Below are 19,291 nucleotides of genomic sequence, written 5' to 3'. Positions count from 1 at the left end.
TCTCCGGCTTCCGTTCGCGCATTCCCCGACGACAAAGGTCCCCTCCGTGAAGTTCCAAATGGCCCCCAACTCCCTGTTCGCCATCCTGCTGCGCTCGCGCTGGTGGATCAGCTTTGCCATCACCGGGGCCATCGTGCTGCTGGCCCTGGCCCTGCTGCCGCCGGACTACAAGCTGGTGGGCGCACTGGGTGCCACACCGTTCTTCGCCGTGGGCATCGTGGCCCTGGTGCGGCAGCTGAATGCCCCCAGCCCGGCGCGCGTGCAGGCCATGCTGGACCTGGCCGCAGCCCAGAACTGGAGCCAGTTCTCCGCCACGCTGGAAGCGGCCTGGAAGGCCGAGGGCTATACCGTGCAGCGCATCGGCAGCCCGGCTGCCGACTTCCGCCTGGAACGCCAGGGCAAGACCGCACTGGTCTGCGCCAAGCGCTGGAAGGCCGCCCACCACGGCGTGGAGCCGCTGAAGCTGCTGGACAACGCCCGCAGCGCCGAAGGCCTGCAGGACGCGGTCTACATTGCCCTGCAGCCGCTGCACGACAACGCCCGCGCCTTTGCCCGCGACCAGAACATCGTCGTGTTGCAGGACAGCGATCTGGCCGGTCTGCTGGCCAAGGCCAAATCCTCCCCTTCGGCCTGACGGCCCCGCCGGCACCAACCGCTGGGGGATGCCCGCACTGTCATCCCCCCTCCCCGGCGCCATACTGTGCAGGCCATGCCTGCCATTCCTCCTTCACCGAAGTACGCGCTGCCGACAACGGCCTTGCTGCTGTCGGGTGGCGGTGCGCGTGCGGCCTACCAGGTCGGCGTGCTGGAAGCCATTTCCGATCTGCGCCGTGCCTGCTACGCCCACCACACGCCCAACCCCTTCGGCGTACTGGCCGGCACCTCGGCAGGCTCCATCAACGCCACGGCCCTGGCCTGCGGGGCCGACCACTTTGACCTGGCCGTGCAACGCCTGGCAAGCCACTGGCGCGCCCTGGATGTAGGCAGCGTCTACCGGGCCGACCACCCCAGCCTGCTGCGCACCGGCATGCACTGGCTGGGCATGCTGGCGCTGGGCTGGGCCATGCCCAGCCGCCGCCGCATGCGCCCCCGCTCCCTGCTGGACAATAGCCCGCTGCGCCAGCGCCTGCAACAGCTGCTGCCCATGCATCGCATCCCCAGCCTGCTGGACCATGGCTACCTGCACGCGCTGGCCGTCACCGCATCCAGCTACACCACGGGCGAGCATGTGACGTTCTTTGACACCCGGGTCGAGCTGGAACCCTGGAAGCGCTCCCAGCGCAGTTCGCGCCGCACCACGCTGACCCACGAGCACCTGCTGGCCTCGTCTGCCATTCCGTTCGTGTTTCCCGCCAGCCCGCTGCCACACCATGCCCCGCAGGAATACTTTGGCGATGGCGCCATGCGCCACACCGCGCCACTGTCCCCGGTGATCCATCTGGGGGCCCAGCGCGTGCTGGTGGTGGGTGCAGGCCGCATGTGGGAACAGCCGTCCATGGCGCCGCTCCCGCCGGCCAACTACCCCAGCCTGGCACAGATGGCCGGCCATGCGCTGTCCAGCATCTTTCTGGACACCCTGCCACTGGACGTGGAGCGCGCCCTGCGTATCAACCAGACGCTGTCGCTGATCCCCCCAGCCGAACGTGCCCGCAGCAACCTGCGGCCGCTGGAACTGCTGGTCATCAACCCCAGCGACCGGCTGGACAGACTGGCGGCCGCCCACCTCCCGGCCTTGCCGCAGGGCATGCGCAACCTCCTGCGCGTGCTGGGGGTGGACAGCCAGCACCCCGAAGCCCAGAGCACAGCCCTGGCCAGCTACCTGATGTTCACCCCCCCCTACATCCACGCACTGATGACACTGGGCCGCGCCGACACGCTGGCCAAGCGGGAAGACGTGGTGCGGTTTTTCGGCTGGCACGATCGGGGTGTTGCAGTTCCGCTGCACCACAACCTGGCCCGGCACCGAGGCTTACCGCTGTAACCAGGCTTTTGTCACCACAATGCGATGTTTTCCGGCGGTGGCTGCGTCGTCGGCCCGCCCCGCCTTTCCTTGCCATGCCCGACTCCCCCGCCCCTGCCCCTCCCGCTGCTGCTGCGCCGGTCTCCACCAAGTCCTGGAACAACACGCTCAAGCTGAGCCTGTTGCTGCCCTATGTGGGCCTGATCGTGCTGCTGACCGCGACCATCGGCGGCATCACCTACTGGGCCGGTGCCCGCACCGTGTCATCACTGACGGAGCGCATGCTGCAGGAGATGGTGAACCGCATCGGCCAGTCGGTGGTACACCATGTCAGCGGCTCCGGTGCGGTGCTGGAGGCCGTCTTCCCCACCGGCATGCCTGCGCCGGACCGCATCGAAGACGGGTGGAGCGATCTGCGCACCCGCCTGTGGGCCGCCACCACGCTGCACCCCAGCACCAATGACTATGTGTACTACGGCAATCTGCGTGGGCAAGGCGCAGGCCTGAAGCGTTTGCACGACCATGCGGCCGAGCTACGGATCAAAACCGAATCGACGGCCCACCGGCGCTATTTCCGGCTGGAACAGATCGATGGCGAAGAGCAATTCCTTTTCACGGAAAAAGGGCTGTTCGATCCCCGCACACGGCCCTGGTTCCAGCAAGCCCAGGCGTCCCCCAGTCACACCTGGACCTCGGTCTACATCGACTTCAGCGCGCACGATCTGGTCGTGACGCGCGCACGCCGTGTGCTCGACACCCGCGGCGAATTCCAGGGCGTCGTGGCCACCGATGTGTCGCTGCTGGCCCTGAACCGCTTTGTCAATGAACTGGGCAACAGCGTGCAGGGACGCGCCTTCATCATCGAACCCAGCGGCGATCTGGTGGCGGCCTCGGGCATGGCCAATGTGCGCCAGAAGGAAAACGGGGAGATGGAGCGCATTTCCGTGCACAGCGTGGACGATCCGCTGATGGAGGGCGTGTACAAGGAAATTCGCCATCTGTTCAACGTGCCGGCCCGCGACGATGAATCCTCCGTGGCCGGCAAGACCATGCACATGCAGGACAGCCAGGGCAACAACCTGCTGGTGGCGTACCGCCGCGTGCTGGACGGTGCCGGCATGAACTGGGTGGCCGTGGTGGCCGTGCCCCGCACCGCCATGCTGGCCGATGTGTCCAACCTGGTGGAGATGGTGACCATCGCGGGGGTCTTGGCACTGGCCTGCGCCCTGATCATGGGCATGCGCGTGTTCGGTAAGGTGGCCGACGAGGTGCACCAGCTCTCGGAGGCCGTGCGCAGCATGGGCCAGGGGGCCATCGACACCCCCATCGATTCGCGCCGTACCGATGAACTGGGTGATCTGGCACGCACTTTCCAGGGCATGCGTCAGGAACTGTTCACCGACCGCCTCACCGGCGTGTCCAACCGCAGCGCCCTGCAGCATGTGCTGGCCGCGCTGACGGCAGGCGATGCCGCATCGGCCCAGCCTTTCGCCTTGCTGTTCATGGACCTGAACCTGTTCAAGGCATTGAACGACCGCTGGGGCCATGACAACGGCGACCGCGCACTTGCCGAAGTGGCGCAGCGCCTGCGCCAGCAGGTGCGTGCAGCGGACCATGTGGCCCGCTTGGGCGGCGATGAGTTCGTGGTGGTGCTGCGCGGCGTGGAGACGCCGGAGATGGCGCGCGCCCTGGCGGACAAGCTGGTCGCCACGCTCAGCGCCCCCTTGACCACCCTGGAAGGCATTCCTGCCGGAGAAACCGTCCACCTGGGTGCCTCGGTGGGCATTGCGCTGTACCCGGCGGACGGCCAGGATGTGCAGACCCTGCTACGCCAGGCCGACCAGCAGATGTACCAGGACAAGGCCCGGCGCAGCACCCCTGCGCGCTAGGCGCACACCGGACGGTCTCATTCCTGCAAGGGTGATCCCGGAGGGCCCCGCCACAGTCGGCAGCCCGGTGCTACGATCGCGCCACTCTTGCAGGTCCTGCAGTGTGGAACGATGGATGCTGCCCGGACATGAAGCCCGCTTGCACCATTGCCCTCCGGCGACCGAGCAACCTTGCGCCCTGGAGGCGGTCGTGCTGCGACGCCCCATTCAGCCAGGCGGGATGTGCAAGTGTTTCGATCACCACCACTTGTGAGGGACTTTCACATGCAACGCCGCCAATTTATCCAACTCTCCACCATTGCTGCGTCCGCAGGCAGCTTTGGCTCCGTCTTCGCCGCCGTCTCCGGCACGACCGCCGGATGGCGCAATTTCGAGATCACCACCACCGTCGACCTGAGCGAGAAGACCGCCCAGTCCAAAGTGTGGATCCCTGTGCCCGCTGCCGAACTGCCGGGCTACCAGCGCACGGTGGACGTGTCCTTCAACGCCCCCGGTGCCACCAAGGCCGAGTTGTACCGCGTCCCCGGCACCGATGCCCGCATGATCGCCGTGCAATGGGCCGATGCCAGCGCCGCCCACACCGTGGAAGTGACCAGCCGCATCGCCGTGCTGGACCGCGCCACCGACCTGGGCAATGCCGGCACCGCCCGCAAGCTGTCGGCCGCGCAGCTGCGGCCCTACCTGCAGCCCACTTCGCTGGCACCGCTGGACGGCATCGTCAAGGAAACCGCCGACAAGATCCAGGCCGAGGCAGGCAAGCCCCAGGATGCCGTGGGCAAGGCCCGCGCCATTTATGACTGGATGGTGGCCAACTGCACACGCAACGGATCCGTGGCCGGTTGCGGTACGGGCGATGTGCGTTACACGCTGACCAGCGGCAATCTGTCCGGCAAGTGCGCCGACCTGAACGGCCTGTTCACGGCCCTCTCGCGCGCCAGCGGCGTGCCAGCCCGCGACGTGTACGGCGTGCGCGTGGACGATTCCGTGCACGGCTTCAAGAGCCTGGGCAAGAGCGGCGACATCTCCAAGGCGCAGCACTGCCGCGCCGAGTTCTACGCCGACGGCTACGGCTGGGTGCCTGTCGATCCCGCCGACGTCGCCAAGGTCGCGCTGGAAGAGCAACCCGGCGGCCTGCCCAAGGACGCCCCCAAGGTGCGCGCTGCCCGCGCCATGCTGTTCGGCGGCTGGGAAGGCAACTGGATGGCCTACAACACGGCCGCCGATGTGCGCCTGCCCGGTGCGGACAAGACCGTGGGCTTCTTCATGTACCCCCACGGCGAAACCGCCCAGGGCCGCCTGGACAGCCTGGACCCCGTGCACTTCGCCTACCGCATCACCTCCAAGAAGCTGGCCTGACCAGCCCTTGCTGACACGGTGCACTCCATGCCCCCCAACCGCCGCCGCTGCCTGCAACTGCTGGCCGGTGCCTTGGGGGGGACCTGGGGCAGCCATGCCCTGGCCCGTGAAGCCACTGCGTCGCCGCCTGCCCAGGTTGTGGGTCGGCTGGCGCCCTGGCCTGCCCGCCAGGCCACGCCGGCCCTTAAAGCCCTGGCGCTGGACGGGCACAGCCGCAGCCTGCCGGACTTCGCGGGCGCCCCCCTGATTCTCAATTTCTGGGCCACCTACTGCGCGCCTTGCCGCCTGGAAATGCCCCAGTTCAACCAGTTGCTGGTCCGCCACCAGGCCCGGGGCCTGCGCGTGCTGGCCGTCAACCACGGCGAAATGCCGGCACGCGTGCTGCAATTTCTGCAGACCGTGCCTTTCCACGGCGATGTGCTGCTCGACCGCAGCCAGACCCAGTTGCCTGCCTGGGGCGGCATGGCCCTGCCGACCAGTTTTGTGATCGATGCCCAGGGCCGAGCGCGCTTCTGGCACATGGGCGAAATCGACTGGCTGGGCGCGGACGTGCAAGCCGCGCTGCAGACGGTGCTGCAGGGCTGAGCCCCCGGCGCCTGCCGCACCCCCACACCAGAATCCCCGTGCGACCGGCCCGCGCCACAAACGCCTAGAATTGGTCGGTTCTGGTGCGCCGCGGGGCGCAGACGGCTGGCAACAGCCGTCCACGTGACCAGAACCGGTGCCCGGCCTCCTGCCGTGCGCCCCTCAGCGATCAGAAAGTTCCGCAACCCTATGTCTCAACGAAAGTTATTCGTAACCACCGCCCTGCCGTACGCCAACGGCAACTTCCACATCGGCCACATCATGGAGTACATCCAGGCCGACACCTGGGTGCGTGCGCAGCGAATGCAGGGCAATGCGGTCAACTTCGTGGGTGCCGATGACGCCCACGGCGCTCCCATCATGATTGCCGCCGAGAAAGCCGGCAAGACGCCCCAGCAGTTCGTGGCCGACATCGCCGCCGGCCGCAAGCCCTACCTCGACGGCTTTCACATCGCCTTCGACAACTGGAGCAACACCGACAGCCCGGAAAACCACGCGCTGTCCAAGCAGATCTACCTGGACCTGAAGCAGGCCGGCTTCATCGAAACCCGCACCATCGAACAGTTCTTCGACCCCGAGAAGAACATGTTCCTGCCCGACCGTTTCATCAAGGGCGAATGCCCGCGCTGCCACGCCAAGGACCAGTACGGCGACAACTGCGAAGTCTGCAGCTCGGTCTACGCACCCACCGACCTGATCAACCCGTTCTCGGCCCTGTCAGGCGCCACGCCCGTGCTCAAGACCTCGGAGCACTTCTTCTTCAAGCTGTCCGACCCGCGCGCCGTCGAGTTCCTGACCGAGTGGACGCAGGACGGCAAGCATGTGCAGCCCGAAGTGGCGGCCAAGATCAAGGAATGGTTCGGTGTGCGCACCAACCCCGATGGCTCGACCAGCGAAGGCCTGGATGACTGGGACATCAGCCGCGACGCGCCCTACTTCGGCATCGAGATCCCCGATGCACCGGGCAAGTACTTCTATGTGTGGCTGGACGCGCCCGTGGGCTATCTGGCATCGCTGAAGGAGTTGCTGAACCGGCGCGGCGAGGACTACGACGCCTACATGGCCGATCCCGACCTGGAGCAGTACCACTTCATCGGCAAGGACATCATCACTTTCCACACACTGTTCTGGCCTGCGATGCTGAAGTTCAGCGGCCGCAAGACGCCGACCCGGATCTGCGTGCACGGCTTCATGACCGTCAACAACGGCGAGAAGATGAGCAAGAGCCGCGGCACCGGACTGGATCCGCTGAAGTACCTGTCCCTCAAGATGAATCCCGAGTGGCTGCGCTACTACCTGGGTGCCAAGCTCAATGGCCGCAACGAAGACATCGACTTCAACCCCGAAGACTTCATGCTGCGGGTCAACTCCGATTTGATCGGCAAATACGTCAACATCGCTTCGCGCGCTGCCGGCTTCATCAGCAAGCGCTTTGAAGGCAAGCTGGGTGCGGTCAGCGAAGACGGTCAGACCCTGCTGGCAGCGCTGCGCGAGCAGAAGGACGCCATCGTGGCCGCCTACGAGGGCCGCGACACGGCCCGTGCGGCCCGTGAAATCATGCTGCTGTGCGACAAGGTCAACAGCTACGTGGATGCCAACAAGCCCTGGGAACTGGCCAAGCAGGAAGGCATGGACGCCCGCCTGCAGGATGTCTGCACCACCTGCATCGAAGCCTTCCGCCTGCTGACGATTTACCTCAAGCCCATGCTGCCCGCCGTGGCCACGCAGGTCGAAGCCTTCCTGAACGTGCAGCCGCTGCAGTTTGCCGATGCTGCCACCTTGCTGGGTGCCGGCCATGGCATCGGCAAGTACGAACACCTGATGCAGCGCGTGGTGGTAGAGCAGCTCGACGCCCTGTTCGAGCCACCCGCAGCTCCCGTGGTGGAAGCGGTGAAGCCCGGTGGCGAAGAAATTGCGCCCACCATCACCATCGATGACTTTGCCAAGATCGACCTGCGCATTGCCAAGATCGTCGAATGCAAGGCCGTGGAAGGTTCGACCAAGCTGCTGCAGCTGACGCTGGACGCCGGCGAAGGCAAGATGCGCAATGTGTTCAGCGGCATCGCCAGCATGTACCGCCCGGAACAGCTGGAAGGCAAGCTGACGGTGCTGGTGGCCAATCTGGCACCGCGCAAGATGAAGTTCGGCATCAGCGAAGGCATGGTGCTGGCCGCCAGCCACGCGGACGAGAAGGCCGAGCCCGGCATCTATGTGCTGGAGCCCTTCCCGGGCGCCCAGCCGGGCATGCGCATCGGCTGATGCCCAGACCCTGATGCGCTTTCCGCCCATCACCCAGCCCCTGCGGTCCCTGGCCGCCGGGGCTTTTTTCTGTGCGCTGCTGCCACTCTCCGGCTGTACCGTGATCGCCGTGGCGGGCACGGCCATCAGCGTGACGGCCGGTGCCGTGGGTCTGGCGGCCGACGCCGCGATCGGCACGGCCAAGATCGTCGGCAAAGGCGTGGGCAAGGCCGCCGATGCGCTGATGGACGACGACCCGCCCGACACCTCCGGCGTGAACGTGCACTACCGTGACGCAGTGGCACCGGTGGCATCGGCCCCACAACAGTGATTCCACAGCGCACCAGCGCTCCACAGACAAACAGCGTGCTGCGCCGCCCCATGCTGCAGCGGACGCCATGCCATTCACTGCCTGTACGCACCAGCGCCGGCACGGCCAAGCACATTGCAGCGGCATAAATAAATAACCAATAACTTCCTGTAACAGTGCTCCGTTATTGGCCGCTGTGCCGCTGCGTCTGTTCCTAGAATCCGCCCACCCACCGCTTTGCTTGCGGCGGGCGACAAGGCCGCGAGAGCCTGCACCCTGGGTGCCACCGCGTCCCCCTGTCGCCAGGACGTCCAAGCAGCCAGGCTTTTCCCTAGGATGCGGATGCCTGCGATGGCCTTGCCCCACAGACTCTTCAGGAGACCCCATGCCTCTTGCATTTCGCTCTTCCCGAGCCCCCCGTGCTGTCCTGGCGCTCTGGCCCGTGCTTGCCCTGACGACGGCATTCCACGCCCAGGCCGCCACCGACGCACCCGCCCCCCTGCGCGCCCAGGATGTGGCGGTGCTGGCAGCCACCTGCGCCAACTGCCACGGACCCGACGGCCGTTCGACGGGCGGCATTCCACAGCTGCGCGGTGTGGGCGAGGCCCATCTGCTGCAACGCCTGCAGGCCTTCAAGGCCGGCACTGCCAAGGATGCCACCGTGATGACCCGCCTGGCCAAGGGCTACGAAGACGAACAAATCAAGGCGCTGGCCGCATGGTTCAGCAAGGAGGGCAAGTGATGCAATTCAACCGTCGTCAAATGCTGGGCGGTGCCGCAGCCGGCGTCACCAGCCTGGCCCTGCCGTCTATCGTCCGCGCCCAGGCCGCATCCGCCCATGTGGTGGTGATCGGCGGCGGCTTTGGTGGAGCCACCGCCGCCCGCTACCTGCGCCAGCTAGCCCCCCAGTTGCGTGTCACGCTGGTGGAGCCTGCCGCACGCTTTTACACCTGCCCCTTCTCCAACCTGTACCTGGCCGGCCTGCGCAGCTGGGAGAGCATCGGCCACAGCTATGACGGGCTGCGCAAGGCCGGCGTGCACGTGGTCCACGCCCGTGCCGACCATGTGCTGACCGACACCCGCCGGGTGCTGCTGTCCAACGGCCAGGCACTCTCTTACGACAAGCTGGTGCTCTCGCCCGGTGTGGACATGCGCTGGAACGCGCTGGAAGGCTATGACGAGGCTGCCTCGCAGCTGGCCCCCCATGCCTGGAAGGCGGGCCCGCAGACCCAGTTGCTGAAGAAGCAGTTGGAAGCCATGCCCGATGGCGGCAAGTTTGTCATGGTGATCCCCGCCAACCCTTTCCGCTGCCCGCCCGGCCCCTACGAGCGCGCCGCCATGGTGGCCCACTACCTCAAGCAGCACAAACCGAAGAGCAAGATCCTGCTGCTGGACGACAAGGACGCCTTCTCCAAGCAAGGGCTGTTCATCCAGGGCTGGAAGGCGCTGTACGGCGACATGATCGAGTGGGTCAAGCAGTCCGACGACGGCAAGGTCACCCGCGCGGACGCCAAGAACCTGGAAGTGGAAACCGCCTTCGGCACCAAGCACAAGGCCGATGTGCTGAACGTCATCCCGCCCCAGAAAGCCGGCTTCATCGCCGACCGCGCTGGCGTGACGGACGCCAGTGGCTGGGTGCCCGTCAAGGCCGAATCGTTCGAATCCTCGAAGGTGCCGAACGTCTATGTGCTGGGCGATGCCACCATCGCCGCCCCCATGCCCAAATCGGGCTTTGCCGCCAACACCCAGGGCAAGGTGGCCGCTGCGGCCATTGCGGCCGAGCTGACCGGCCAGCCATTGCCCGCCGCCTCGTACGCCAACACCTGCTACAGCCTGATCGGCAACGACTACGGCATCTCCGTGGCAGGGGTCTACCGCGCCCAGGAAGGCAAGCTGATCGAAGTGCCCAACTCCGGTGGCGTGAGCCCGCTGGATGGCAATGCCGCCTTCCGCAAGGCCGAGGCCGACTACGGCTCGGCCTGGTACAAGGCCATCAGCACCGACATCTGGGACCGCTGATCCATGCCGCCCTCCACCCAGCTGGCTGCCGCATTCGCTCTGGGCTGCGCCTTCGGTCTGGCCGCACGGCTCAGCCGTTTCTGCCTGCTGCGCGGCCTGCGCCAGGCGCAGGGGCTGGATGGCGATGCCGCACGCGGCAGCGCGCCGGCGCTGCAGGCTTTTGCGCTGGCCCTGGCGGTGGCGTTGCTGGGCACCCAGGCCCTGGTCTGGGCCGGCCAGCTGGATTGGAGCCTGGCGCCCATCGTGCGCACGCAGTTCTCGGTGCCCGGCGTGCTGCTGGGCGGTGCGCTGTTCGGTGTGGGCATGGTGCTGGCACGCAGCTGCGGTGCGCGGGCCCTGGTGCTGCTGGGAGGAGGCAATCTGCGCGCGCTGGTCACGCTGGTGTTTCTGGGCCTGGCGGCCCAGGCGACGTTCACCGGCGTGCTGGCACCGCTGCGCCAGTGGTGGCAAAACCTGGGTGCGGTGGCGCTGGAACACAGCACCCTGCCTGCTGTCCTGTCCGCAGCGGGCGGGAACAGCACCACGGCACTGGCGCTGTGCACCGCCCTGCCCGCGGCAGCACTGCTCGTTTATGCATTCTGGAACCCCGCTCTGCGCCGCAGCCCGGTGCAATGGCTGGGTGCTGGGGCCATCGGCGCTCTGGTGGCCGCCGGCTGGTGGATCAGCAGCCATGTGGGGGTGGACCCGTTCGAGCCCACACCCACCACCTCGCTGAGCCTGATTGCGCCGGTGTCCGAAAGCCTGCTCTACCTGCAGCTGGCCGTGGGGCGCGACTTCAGCTGGGGCCCGGCCCTGGCCGCCGGCATTCTGGCCGGCGCCGCAGCGGGCGCACTGCTGGACCGCAGCGCCCGGTGGGAGGGGTTTGACAGCACGCCACGCCTGGCAGCGTCGGCACTGGGCGGCACCTTGATGGGCCTGGGCGGGGTGCTGGCGGCTGGCTGCTCCATCGGTCAGGGCCTGAGCGGGCTGTCCACCCTGGCAGTGGCCAGCCTGCCCGCCGCAGTCGGGATTGTGCTGGGCGCCTGGCTGGCACTGCGCCTGCTTCCGGTCACTTTGCGATAAGTGAGCACACTCTCACGCCACACCACTGCGGCATACGCACCACAGCGGTGCGGTACCGTCCGGTCGCTGTCCTAGAATCCGCGCATCAGACAGTGCTGTATGTGCCGCGTGACGGCTGTGACGGATCCCCGGATACCGTCTGCCTGCCCAGCCTTGCCGGGGTGTTCCACCCTGCGCCCACCGACCACATCCCCCTGCTGACGCCTTCGCTGATCGCATCGGCGCTGGCTGCCGCCGCCAGGCCCCTGGCTGCTGCTGCGCTGGTGCGCGGCGGTGTCTCCGGGGCGCCTGGAACCGGGCTGGCTGCCGGGCCGCTGCGCTGCCTTTTGGTCTGCGTCATTCTTTTTCTTTTGCAAGGTCCCGCCACATGCAACGTCGCCACTTTCTGACCCGTCCGCCCGTCATGGCGGCTGCCGCCATCGCAGCGCCTTCGCTGGCCCTGGCCGCACCAGCCATCCTGACACCCCAGTCGCGCATCCTGCCCCGCCAGGGCAAGGGCCCGCGCATCGTGATCTGCGGCGGCGGCTGGGGCGGCATGACGGCGGCGCGCTACCTGCGCGAGCTGATGCCGACATCCGAAGTGGTGCTGCTGGAGCGCAATGCGACCTTCTGGTCCGGCCCGATGAGCAACAAGTGGCTGATCGACATCGTGAACACCGATTTCGTCAACCGCGACATGCTGCACCCGGCCAACAAGTACGGCTACACGCTGCTGCAGACCGAGGTGACCGGCTTCGAGCGCGACCAGAAGCTGGTGCGCACCAGCCATGGCCTGATCGAATACGACTTCCTGATCCTGTCGGGCGGTATCCGCAACGACTACGAAGCCTGGTTCGGCAACGACCAGCGCGCCATTGAATACACGCGCACGCACTTCCCCAACGCCTACATCCCCAACCAGGAGATGCTGTCGCTCAAGAGCAAGGTCAAGAACTTCAAGGGCGGCACGCTGGTGATGACCCTGCCACCGCCGCCGCACCGCTGCCCGCCTTCGCCCTACGAGCGCGCCTGCCTGATTGCCTGGCACATCAAGAAGAACAAGATCCCCGGCAAGATCCTGATCCTGGATCCCAAGCCCAAGATCGCCCCCATCAGCATGGGCTACCAGCAGGCCTTCGAAGAGCTGTATCCGGACATCATCACCCACGTGCCCAATGCGCGAGTACAAGAAGTCGACCCCTTCAACAAGAAGATCAAGACCGCCGCCGGCGAATTCAAGTTCGACGATGCCATCCTGATGCCGCCGCACCAGGCGGCCGACATGGTCTGGCAGGCCGACCTGATCGGCAAGGACCCGGCCACCGGCAAGCCCACCGGCTGGGCCGATATGCACAACCGCCTCTACCATGCCAAGACCGACGACCGCGTCTACTTTGTGGGCGACCTGATGGGTGCCATCTCGCCCCAGTTCGGCCACTACCCCAAGAGCGGCCACGTGGCCAACTACATCGGCAAGATCGTGGCCAAGAACATTGCCCAGCGCGTGGCAGGCAAGGAAGTCACGCCGCTGCTGCCGGACAACCTGTGCTACATGATGGTCAACGGGGATCCGCAGGAGGAAATCTCGGTCAAGTTCGAGTACGAAGTGGACGCCGCCAGCGGCAATGTGATCCAGCACCAGATCGACATGGACGTACGCACGCCCGACCTGGTCAAGGAAGACTTTGCCTGGATCAACAGCAAGTTCAGCGACTTCCTGGGCGTGTAAGCCCTCCGGGCGGGATGCCGCCCGGGTTCTGCATAGCGACCGATAGCAAAAAAGGTAGACCGACTTCATGCTTCACCACACCTCCCGCAGAAGCCTGGTACTGGGCGCGGCAGCGCTGGCCCTGCCGGTGGCCGCACTGGCCCAGCAAAGCAGCGCGACCGGCGCCAAGGCGCCGCTGGTCGGCCCGCTGGCCCCGAATCCGGCCGAATTCAAGAAGCAGGTGGACCAGTTCACCGGCAGTGCCACGCCCGTGGCCGACGGCCTGCAGCTGGACGTGCCGGCCCTGGCCGACAACCCCAGCGCCGTGCCGGTCAAGGTGAAAGTCACGGCCCCCATCACCGAGCAGGACTGGTGCGAGGAAATCATCGTGCTGGCCGAACTCAACCCCTCGCCGCTGACCTGCCGCCTGCACTTCACCGCGCTGACGGGCACGGCCGAAGCCGCCGTGCGCGTGCGCCTGTCGCAAACGCAGACCATCCACGCCCTGGCCCGCATGAAAAGCGGCAAGGTACTGGTGGCCAAGCAGGCCGTCACCGTTGCCGCCAGCGGCTGCGGCATGTGAGCCAAGGAGCCTCCATGAACCCTTCCAAGCCCCCCCGCATCTGGGTCAGCAATGCCAGCCCCAAAAAGGGCGAAGTGCTGCGCGTGCGCGCACAGATCGAACATGTGATGGAAAGCGGCCTGCGCACCGACCCGGCCACCGGCAAGCTGCGCCCGCGCAACATCGTCAACCGCTTTGAAGCCCGGCTGGACGATGCCCTGCTGTTTGCCTGGACGCCCGGCATCTCCGTGGCCCAGAACCCCTACATCGAATTCACCTTCCTGGCCCGCCAGAGCGGCACGCTGCACTTCCACTGGAAGGATGACGGCGGCCAGACGCTGAAAGCCGAAAAAGCCATCACCGTGGCCTGACGCCGCAGCATGCGCCATGCAAGGCGCACCCCCCCCTTTCCCCCGGCCTCGGCCCCGCTCTGCGGGGCTTTTTCATGTCCGCGGTTGCCGGCGACCCGGCGCTTACAGCACGGTGCAGGCTGTGCGCGCATCCGGCTGGCATGCGGCATACACCGCCACGCGGTTGCGCCCCAGGGCCTTGGCCCGATAGAGCGCATCGTCCGCACGCTCCATCAAGGCCTTGGCCTGGCCGGCATGGACGGGAAACGCCGCCAGCCCGCACGACAACGTGGCATGCACCGTATGGCGCTCCAGCCGCCGCGGGCTGCCGGCAAATGCCTGGCGCAGCGTCTGGGCACGCTCCCAGGCGGCCTCGATCGGCGTATCGGGAAACAGCACCAGGAACTCATCTCCGCCGTAGCGGAACACCATGTCCTGCGACCGGCAGGAATGCTGCAGGTGGCGGGCAAGAGACTGCAGCAACTGGTCGCCCGCCGCATGGCCGTGGCGGTCATTGGTCTGCTTGAAGAAATCCACGTCCAGCAGCATCAGCGCCAGGCTGGTCTGGCGCACCCGGCAGGACTCCAGCAGACGCGGCAGGCTGTCTTCCAGCATGCGGCGGTTGAGCAGGCCGGTCAGCGGGTCGCGCTCGGCCTGCTCGGTCAGGCGGTCCTTGAGTGCACGGATCTCTTCCAGCTTGTTGCGCAACTGGCTGCGCTGCTGGTGCAGCACGGTGGCACGCCGGTAGCTGTTCTGAGCAAACACCGCCAGAAACGCCATCAGCGTGGCCATGCACAGCACCGTGGTCAGCATGCTGCTGTCGGGCACAAAGTGCAGCGGGCGCACCAAACCGACCAGCAACACCCCCACCGCCATGGCCACCAGGGCCTCCAGCCAGCCCAGCCAGCTGCGGAACGCCAGCAGATTGACACTGGCCCCCACGAACAGGATGAAGCTCACCCACAGCGAAAAGTCCAGCACCGCCGCCCAGGCACCAAAGCACAGCGCATCGGCCAGCATGTGCTGCACTTCGGCCTTGCGCGGGTGGTCGGCATACAGGCCGCGCACATACAGCAGGTGGGGATAGACCAGAAATTGCAGCACCAGCAGCCCCCACAGCCAGACCGCACCGTGCTGGGCCTGCACCTGGCTGCCCAGGGCCAGGCCCAGCAAGGCGAACGAGGTGCTGCGGTTTTTCCAGTTCATGCGCACCGCCCAATGGGCGCGCGGGGCAACAGCGGTGTGACTTGCGGCCATACGGTGTGATCCACGGAAGGTGTGCAACCTTCTGCAGGGCCGATCAAGCATGGGCTCGACCTGTCTCCTCCCTGTGGCACGGTGGCCTGCGGCTGCGGTTGATGTGCCAAGCGCGCCGGCGCTTGGCACCCGCTGACGCTTTTATTATTTATTAGCTTTTAATTATAGAAACTCAGATTGCAATACAGTTCATTTATCAATTCCCGAGTGCATTCCATGTGATTGCAGGGATACAAAAAAAGGCCTCTTGCGAGGCCTTTTATCGATGGACGGAGGAAAAACCTCCCAGCCCTAGATGCCGCGATAGCGCCCTGGCCGGTGGCTCACCGCCAGAAACACGCCCATGACCACCGCCGCCAGCACGGACCAGGCCACGCGCTCCCACGGCACCACCCACAGCGCCAGCATCACCACCGTGCAGTCGATGGCCATCTGCACCTTGCCGGCGCGGATGCCATAGCGTTCCTGCAGGTACAGCGAGGCAATGGTGGCCCCGCCCAGGCTGGAGCGGTGGCGTGCCAGAAACAGGATGCCGGTGCCCATCAGCAGACCGCCGGCGATGGCCGCAAACACCGGGTGCAGATAATCGATGTGGATGAAGCGGGGTCCCAGCTCCATAATCAACGAAAGTATGCCCACACTTACAAATGTCTTGATCGTGAATACCCGGCCGATATGTTTCCAGGAAAACCAGTAAAACGGGATATTGATGGCAAAGTAAATCGCACCAAACGGCCAGCCGGTGGCGTAGTGCAGCACAAAGGCCAGACCGGCCGTGCTACCCGTCAGCAGCCCGGCCTGGGAGAACATCATCATGGTGATGCCCACAAACAGGGAGCCGGTGAACAGGGCCTGGGCATCTTCGAAAGTGCCGTGGCGTAGGCCGGAAGGGGGTTCAGCCGCTGCAAGGGGGCTGGAGGCGGTGCCGGCAGAAACGCCGGCCGCCAGGGGGGCGGAGGTGGATGCAGTGACAGTGTGAGCCATGGTATGGACCTTTGCGACGTTGCACCGGCAGTTGTGCCGCCGGCAAAAAAACGCTTGCAAGATGAATGCCTGCAAGCACGTCGCTCAGCCCGTATTTTGCTGCAACGCAGCAACCCCATTCACTGCCGTGGTGCAATCACCACGCACATCCGGGGCCACACCGCGGTCAGTGCTCGCCTGACGCGCGTTTTTGCACCGAAGCGCTGCGGATCACCCGGCCTTCGTCGCTGAAAGTCACCGTGAACACCATCTCGCGGTTGGGCGGGTCGATCCACTGCCAGTCCCAGTCCGTCTCCTGCTTCAGTGCAAACCGCATGCGCTTGGCCGGCATGCCCAGCATGCGGCGGACCTGCTCGTCCGTCATGCCGGGCTGGATCTTTTCGAACATGTGCGGCGCCAGCACCTGGCGCAGCGCGCTCATCTTGCCGTCCGGACCGATGGTGACCATGTAGTTGCGGTGACCGGCTGGCTGGCGGTTGTATTCAAAGGTGCGCGAGCCGTCAGACTCGTTCCACACATAGGCCGGCTCCCCGAATTCGGCACGCACATCGGCTTCGGTGGACAGGCCTTCTTCCAACTTGTCGATCTTGTGCTGGTCACAGCCCACCAGGCCCACGGCGCCCAGCGCCACGGCCGCCAGCATGCCTGCGATACGCGAGAAAGATTTCATGGGCTTTGTCCTGTCCATCATGCTGCACTGCAACCATACAGTCCCGCCAGTCTAGCGGGCTTGCAGGCCCGCTGCGCGCAGCACCTTGGCAGTTCCGCCCGGCGAACAGGGCATGATGACGTTCTTTCACTGAGTATCCGCCCGCCCATGTCTGCTTCCCTGCCCGATCTGTTCGCCCAATTTCACGCCTGTGCCGCTGAAGCACTGCAGCAGGACAACAAATGGCTGGTGATCGACCCCGTGTACGACCACATGGAACAGCTGGCCGCCCAGCCCCTGGAGCAACTTCTGCCCCAGATCCTGCAGCTGATCGAAACCTATCCCACGCTGGACTACGGCGGCCCCGGCCCGTTCGGCAGCCTGATTGAAGAACACCCGCTGACCGCCTACACCCCGGCGTTGCTGGCCTCGCTGCAGCGCCAGCCCAGCGTGCAGGTCATGGGCTGGCTGGACCGCGCCGTGCGTGCCGAGGGGCTGGATCTGCCCTGCGGCCCCAATCCGGTGCGCCCGGCCGATTACGCCGCCGTGCTGGAGCAGCTGCTGCACCACCCTCTGGCCTCCGAGGAGTGCAAGGCCTTCGCCCAGGACAGCCTGGACGACGCTCGCCAGGCGATCCGCCCGTGAACCGCTAAAATCCCCTCTTCTGAGAGGTTTACCCACATGTCCATCTTCCGCCGTCCCGACTACCAATCCGAAACCACCCAGTTCCTGAACGAGCTGAAGAAGCAGAACCCCGCGCTGGAATCCCAGCAGCTGGCCGGTCGCGCCCTGCTGTGGGACAAGAACGTGAACTATGAAGTGGCGGCAGACACCGCCCAGGCCCAGGTGGCCCAGAAGCCCTACGTCTACCAGACCAACGCCAGCTGATCCCAGGCGGTCTGCCCGGCTGTGTACCCTGCACAGTCCTACGGGCCGCGTGCGCCACCCCGTGCGCACCCGCGGCTCCTTGAATTGCAGCACCCATGAAGCAGCGCGCCTCCCAGGCCGGTGACAACGACGCGCTGGCCGCGTCGTCCGCACTCACGCCCCTGTCGCCCGACGGCCTGCCCGACGTGGTGGACCAGGTGGCCTTGGCACGCCTGTACGGGGAGCCGCTGTTCAACCTGCCCAATGACCTCTACATCCCGCCGGATGCGCTGGAGGTCTTCCTCGAGGCCTTTGAAGGCCCGCTGGACTTGTTGCTGTATCTGATCCGCAAGCAGAACTTCAACATCCTCGACATCCCCATGGTGGATGTCACCGCCCAGTACCTGCGCTATGTGGACGAAATCCGCACGCGCAACCTGGAACTGGCGGCCGAATACCTCTTGATGGCCGCCATGCTCATCGAGATCAAGTCGCGCATGCTGCTGCCCCCCAAGAAGAAAGAGGGGGAGGAAGAAGCCGAAGACCCGCGTGCCGAACTGGTGCGCCGTCTGCTGGAGTACGAGCAGATCAAGCTCGCTGCCGCCCAGCTGGGCCAGATTCCGCAGTATGGCCGCGACTTTCTGAAGGCCCAGGTCTACATCGAGCAAAGCCTGCAGCCGCGCTTTCCGGATGTGGAGGTCTCCGAGCTGCAGGCAGCCTGGCAGGACATCCTCAAACGCACCAAGCTGGTCCAGGCCCACCGCATCACCCGCGAAGAACTGTCGGTGCGCGAGTACATGAGCCAGATCCTCAAGCAGTTGCAGGGCCGCCGCTTTGTACCGTTCGAGGACATCTTCGTGCCCGAAAAAGGCAGCACCGTGCTGGTGGTGACCTTTATCGCGCTGCTGGAGCTGGGCAAGGAAACCCTGATCGAAATCACCCAGGCAGAGGCCTACGCACCCATCTATGTGCGCCTGGCCTATCGCCCTGTCGAGCCCGTGCTGGCCCCGCTGGACGCCGACGAAGGCGTGTACTCGACGGACTGAGTCTCCCTCCACGTTCCGGCCCTTGTTTTCGGCCCCGTCGCGCTGCGCGCAGCCGGGGGTGAGGACCTGCCCGCCATGCAGCACCCGCTGGCGCTGCACGCCAGTGCACTACCACCACCGCCAAACCCTGCTGCGCAGGCCATACCCGGGCCCTGCGCTCGGAATTGCGGCGGCTTTTTTCTTCCCCAAAGCCGCCAGACCTGGTCACCAAGGCCGTCACAGCGCTGGCGCTTTTTGCAACCACTAACCGGGAGACCGATTTCCGCAGCGAAAACAGCGGCAACACCGTCCAACCCGGTCGGTTTGGCAGCGCCACAACGGGCAGCGGAGGGGAAATTGACCACCATTTGCGCGGAGATGCAGCCACCTTGCATGCAATCTGCAGCAACACCCCTTCAACCACGCTCAACCTCTCCCCAAAAAACACGCTGGCGCCACGCGGACCATTCAGCGCCATCTGGCGCAATTTG

At 65.9% G+C, this 19,291-nt stretch carries 19 protein-coding genes; 16 read left to right on the top strand and 3 right to left on the bottom strand.

Annotated elements, in window-relative coordinates:
• Positions 1–58 precede the first annotated feature (58 nt).
• The 13 genes from CT3_RS05335 (at position 59) to soxZ (ending at position 14,039) form a co-directional block, all read left to right on the top strand.
• Positions 59–634, top strand: coding sequence for a restriction endonuclease (locus tag CT3_RS05335; RefSeq protein ID WP_066539357.1), 576 nt, complete (start codon positions 59–61; stop codon positions 632–634).
• Between the two features lie 75 nt (positions 635–709).
• Entirely contained in the window at positions 710–1,981 is a 1,272-nt protein-coding gene (locus tag CT3_RS05330) for a patatin-like phospholipase family protein (RefSeq protein ID WP_066539544.1), read from the top strand.
• 74 nt (positions 1,982–2,055) lie between these two features.
• Positions 2,056–3,849: a sensor domain-containing diguanylate cyclase gene (locus tag CT3_RS05325; RefSeq protein ID WP_083520530.1), complete on the top strand. Its 1,794-nt coding sequence runs from the start codon at positions 2,056–2,058 to the stop codon at positions 3,847–3,849.
• Between the two features lie 264 nt (positions 3,850–4,113).
• Entirely contained in the window at positions 4,114–5,205 is a 1,092-nt protein-coding gene (locus tag CT3_RS05320; protein ID WP_066539358.1) for a transglutaminase-like domain-containing protein, read from the top strand.
• 27 nt (positions 5,206–5,232) lie between these two features.
• Positions 5,233–5,790, top strand: coding sequence for a TlpA family protein disulfide reductase (locus tag CT3_RS05315; RefSeq protein WP_066539360.1), 558 nt, complete (start codon positions 5,233–5,235; stop codon positions 5,788–5,790).
• A gap of 189 nt (positions 5,791–5,979) precedes the next feature.
• Positions 5,980–8,049, top strand: a complete 2,070-nt coding sequence (metG, locus tag CT3_RS05310; RefSeq protein WP_066539363.1) for a methionine--tRNA ligase — start codon at positions 5,980–5,982, stop codon at positions 8,047–8,049.
• A gap of 13 nt (positions 8,050–8,062) precedes the next feature.
• Positions 8,063–8,359 carry a hypothetical protein gene (locus CT3_RS05305; protein WP_066539365.1) on the top strand — a complete coding sequence of 99 codons (297 nt, stop codon included), beginning with the start codon at positions 8,063–8,065 and terminating at the stop codon, positions 8,357–8,359.
• 364 nt (positions 8,360–8,723) lie between these two features.
• Complete coding sequence (locus CT3_RS05300; RefSeq protein WP_083520531.1) at positions 8,724–9,080, top strand: c-type cytochrome; 357 nt, start codon at positions 8,724–8,726, stop codon at positions 9,078–9,080.
• A complete protein-coding gene (locus CT3_RS05295) occupies positions 9,080–10,357 on the top strand; it encodes an NAD(P)/FAD-dependent oxidoreductase (RefSeq protein ID WP_066539367.1) in 1,278 nt (425 codons plus the stop codon). Before CT3_RS05300 ends, CT3_RS05295 begins: the two co-directional genes overlap by 1 nt.
• 3 nt (positions 10,358–10,360) lie before the next feature.
• Positions 10,361–11,419, top strand: coding sequence for a YeeE/YedE thiosulfate transporter family protein (locus CT3_RS05290; RefSeq protein WP_066539369.1), 1,059 nt, complete (start codon positions 10,361–10,363; stop codon positions 11,417–11,419).
• 367 nt (positions 11,420–11,786) lie between these two features.
• Positions 11,787–13,127, top strand: coding sequence for an FAD-dependent oxidoreductase (locus CT3_RS05285; protein ID WP_066539371.1), 1,341 nt, complete (start codon positions 11,787–11,789; stop codon positions 13,125–13,127).
• Positions 13,128–13,194: 67 nt separating this feature from the next.
• Complete coding sequence (locus tag CT3_RS05280; protein WP_066539373.1) at positions 13,195–13,689, top strand: thiosulfate oxidation carrier protein SoxY; 495 nt, start codon at positions 13,195–13,197, stop codon at positions 13,687–13,689.
• A gap of 14 nt (positions 13,690–13,703) precedes the next feature.
• On the top strand, positions 13,704–14,039 hold the full coding sequence (gene soxZ / locus CT3_RS05275) for a thiosulfate oxidation carrier complex protein SoxZ (protein WP_066539375.1): 336 nt from the start codon (positions 13,704–13,706) through the stop codon (positions 14,037–14,039).
• A 102-nt stretch (positions 14,040–14,141) separates the two neighbouring features.
• Here the strand turns inward: soxZ and CT3_RS05270 are convergent, their stop codons facing one another.
• The 3 genes from CT3_RS05270 to bamE form a co-directional block, all read right to left on the bottom strand.
• Positions 14,142–15,224 carry a sensor domain-containing diguanylate cyclase gene (locus CT3_RS05270; RefSeq protein ID WP_066539377.1) on the bottom strand — a complete coding sequence of 361 codons (1,083 nt, stop codon included), beginning with the start codon at positions 15,222–15,224 and terminating at the stop codon, positions 14,142–14,144.
• Between the two features lie 342 nt (positions 15,225–15,566).
• Complete coding sequence (locus CT3_RS05265; RefSeq protein ID WP_066539378.1) at positions 15,567–16,259, bottom strand: YitT family protein; 693 nt, start codon at positions 16,257–16,259, stop codon at positions 15,567–15,569.
• A gap of 166 nt (positions 16,260–16,425) precedes the next feature.
• The gene (gene bamE, locus CT3_RS05260; RefSeq protein ID WP_066539379.1) at positions 16,426–16,929 is read right to left on the bottom strand and encodes an outer membrane protein assembly factor BamE domain-containing protein; all 504 of its coding nucleotides are present in this window, start codon (positions 16,927–16,929) and stop codon (positions 16,426–16,428) included.
• Positions 16,930–17,076: 147 nt separating this feature from the next.
• Here bamE and CT3_RS05255 point away from each other — a divergent pair, with 147 nt between their 5' ends.
• From CT3_RS05255 to CT3_RS05245, 3 genes are all read left to right on the top strand, one after another.
• Positions 17,077–17,553, top strand: a complete 477-nt coding sequence (locus tag CT3_RS05255; RefSeq protein ID WP_066539380.1) for a hypothetical protein — start codon at positions 17,077–17,079, stop codon at positions 17,551–17,553.
• Between the two features lie 36 nt (positions 17,554–17,589).
• A complete protein-coding gene (locus CT3_RS05250) occupies positions 17,590–17,796 on the top strand; it encodes a DUF3460 family protein (protein WP_066539383.1) in 207 nt (68 codons plus the stop codon).
• A gap of 95 nt (positions 17,797–17,891) precedes the next feature.
• The gene (locus CT3_RS05245; protein WP_066539385.1) at positions 17,892–18,821 is read left to right on the top strand and encodes a segregation and condensation protein A; all 930 of its coding nucleotides are present in this window, start codon (positions 17,892–17,894) and stop codon (positions 18,819–18,821) included.
• Positions 18,822–19,291: the final 470 nt, after the last annotated feature.

Source organism: Comamonas terrigena NBRC 13299, assembly GCF_006740045.1.
GTDB classification, from domain to species: domain Bacteria; phylum Pseudomonadota; class Gammaproteobacteria; order Burkholderiales; family Burkholderiaceae_C; genus Comamonas; species Comamonas terrigena.
The sequence above is the reverse complement of the archived record's forward strand: the minus strand, read 5'-3'. Positions and strand labels throughout refer to the sequence as shown.

Excerpts from the sequence above, each read along its gene's own strand:
- CT3_RS05315 (WP_066539360.1), top strand. The coding sequence starts at position 5,233 with ATGCCCCCCAACCGCCGCCGCTGCCTGCAACTGCTGGCCGGTGCCTTG.
- CT3_RS05335 (WP_066539357.1), top strand. The coding sequence starts at position 59 with ATGGCCCCCAACTCCCTGTTCGCCATCCTGCTGCGCTCGCGCTGGTGG.
- CT3_RS05285 (WP_066539371.1), top strand. The coding sequence starts at position 11,787 with ATGCAACGTCGCCACTTTCTGACCCGTCCGCCCGTCATGGCGGCTGCC.
- CT3_RS05250 (WP_066539383.1), top strand. The coding sequence starts at position 17,590 with ATGTCCATCTTCCGCCGTCCCGACTACCAATCCGAAACCACCCAGTTC.
- CT3_RS05305 (WP_066539365.1), top strand. The coding sequence starts at position 8,063 with ATGCGCTTTCCGCCCATCACCCAGCCCCTGCGGTCCCTGGCCGCCGGG.
- CT3_RS05270 (WP_066539377.1), bottom strand. The coding sequence starts at position 15,224 with ATGAACTGGAAAAACCGCAGCACCTCGTTCGCCTTGCTGGGCCTGGCC.
- bamE (WP_066539379.1), bottom strand. The coding sequence starts at position 16,929 with ATGAAATCTTTCTCGCGTATCGCAGGCATGCTGGCGGCCGTGGCGCTG.
- CT3_RS05325 (WP_083520530.1), top strand. The coding sequence starts at position 2,056 with ATGCCCGACTCCCCCGCCCCTGCCCCTCCCGCTGCTGCTGCGCCGGTC.
- CT3_RS05290 (WP_066539369.1), top strand. The coding sequence starts at position 10,361 with ATGCCGCCCTCCACCCAGCTGGCTGCCGCATTCGCTCTGGGCTGCGCC.
- CT3_RS05330 (WP_066539544.1), top strand. The coding sequence starts at position 710 with ATGCCTGCCATTCCTCCTTCACCGAAGTACGCGCTGCCGACAACGGCC.
- CT3_RS05265 (WP_066539378.1), bottom strand. The coding sequence starts at position 16,259 with ATGGCTCACACTGTCACTGCATCCACCTCCGCCCCCCTGGCGGCCGGC.
- soxZ (WP_066539375.1), top strand. The coding sequence starts at position 13,704 with ATGAACCCTTCCAAGCCCCCCCGCATCTGGGTCAGCAATGCCAGCCCC.
- CT3_RS05280 (WP_066539373.1), top strand. The coding sequence starts at position 13,195 with ATGCTTCACCACACCTCCCGCAGAAGCCTGGTACTGGGCGCGGCAGCG.
- metG (WP_066539363.1), top strand. The coding sequence starts at position 5,980 with ATGTCTCAACGAAAGTTATTCGTAACCACCGCCCTGCCGTACGCCAAC.
- CT3_RS05255 (WP_066539380.1), top strand. The coding sequence starts at position 17,077 with ATGTCTGCTTCCCTGCCCGATCTGTTCGCCCAATTTCACGCCTGTGCC.
- CT3_RS05245 (WP_066539385.1), top strand. The coding sequence starts at position 17,892 with ATGAAGCAGCGCGCCTCCCAGGCCGGTGACAACGACGCGCTGGCCGCG.
- CT3_RS05300 (WP_083520531.1), top strand. The coding sequence starts at position 8,724 with ATGCCTCTTGCATTTCGCTCTTCCCGAGCCCCCCGTGCTGTCCTGGCG.
- CT3_RS05320 (WP_066539358.1), top strand. The coding sequence starts at position 4,114 with ATGCAACGCCGCCAATTTATCCAACTCTCCACCATTGCTGCGTCCGCA.
- CT3_RS05295 (WP_066539367.1), top strand. The coding sequence starts at position 9,080 with ATGCAATTCAACCGTCGTCAAATGCTGGGCGGTGCCGCAGCCGGCGTC.